We start from the raw sequence: 1070 nt of genomic DNA, 5'->3' as shown, positions 1-1070 counted from the left end.
GCCGCACAGGTGGACGCACTTGTTGCCAAGAAGTCGAAGGGAGAGGCCCTCGCTCCCACGGAGCAGGAGGCCGTCGACAAGGATCCCGAGCTCAAGAAGGACGTCGAGGCCGGCATGCGGGGCGCGCACAGAGCTGCCTTCGCCGCGCAGAACCGGGTCCAGTCCTTGGAACAGCAGCGTGCCGCCGCACAGCGTGAGGTGGACGGAGGCACGCAATATGCTCGCGGCTGGCTGAATACGATCGAGCAAGAACTCGCCGCCGCCCGTGCCGAGCTGGATCGGCTGATGTCGCTGCCCGGCGCCAAGGAAGCGATGGCGACCTCGATGCAGGGCGTGGCCAACGCCGTGGCGACCGAGGGCGAACAGGCGGTGCAGGAGGCGAGCTCGATCGCCGACCGCATTCGGTCTCTGTTCAACTTCACCGTCACGCCGACGATCTCGCCTCAGTTCGCGCCTGGAAGCGTTGGGGCACCCGCCAAGGAGGGGGCGCCCGTGCCGCTGCCGCCATCGAAACCGAAGCAGACGAGCTCGATCAGCAACTCGCGCAGCTTCGCCCAGACCAACCACATCACGGTCAACGGCGCGTCCGATCCCCGGCGGTCGGCCCGCGCTATCGACCGCCAGCTTGCGCGCCTCGGCTCCGGCGCTGGCGCCCTCAACGACACGGTGGGCTGACCATGGCGCTGATGTCGATCGGGCCGCACGTCTTCAAGGTGATCGGCCTCAACGGGAAGAGCGTCGACTTCTCGACGGAGGCGGCCTTTGCGGAATTCCCGCGCTGGGGCGCCGCCGATGGAGCGCAGTTTCACGGCATGCGGCGCGACACCATGGTCATCACCGGCGTGCTGTTCCCCGACGCGATCGGCGGCGAGGCCGACTACCAGGCCATTCGCGGCAGCCAGCGCTCCGGGCGGGTCCTGCCGGCGCTCCGCATGCAGGGCTTTGCGGCCGACGTGCTCGGCTCCTTCGTGGTCGAGCGCGTCTCCGATCTGAGCGAGTACAACGGCCAGAAAATCGCGTTTGAAGTGGAGTTGAGGGCGGCATGACGGTGGACCGCATCTATCGCGTGA

2 protein-coding genes are annotated in these 1070 nt (G+C 67.9%); both read left to right on the top strand.

Annotation, left to right across the window (positions count from 1 at the left end; genetic code table 11):
* A partial coding sequence (locus STARVERO_RS23230; RefSeq protein WP_200837962.1) for a hypothetical protein occupies positions 1-675 on the top strand: 675 nt, incomplete at its 5' end.
* Positions 676-677: 2 nt separating this feature from the next.
* Complete coding sequence (locus STARVERO_RS23225; protein WP_159602639.1) at positions 678-1046, top strand: phage tail protein; 369 nt, start codon at positions 678-680, stop codon at positions 1044-1046.
* Positions 1047-1070 lie beyond the last annotated feature (24 nt).

Origin of the sequence: Starkeya nomas (assembly GCF_902703545.1) — a bacterium.
Classification (GTDB): Bacteria; Pseudomonadota; Alphaproteobacteria; order Rhizobiales; family Xanthobacteraceae; genus Ancylobacter; species Ancylobacter moscoviensis.
This window is presented reverse-complemented; position numbering and strand designations above follow the sequence as displayed.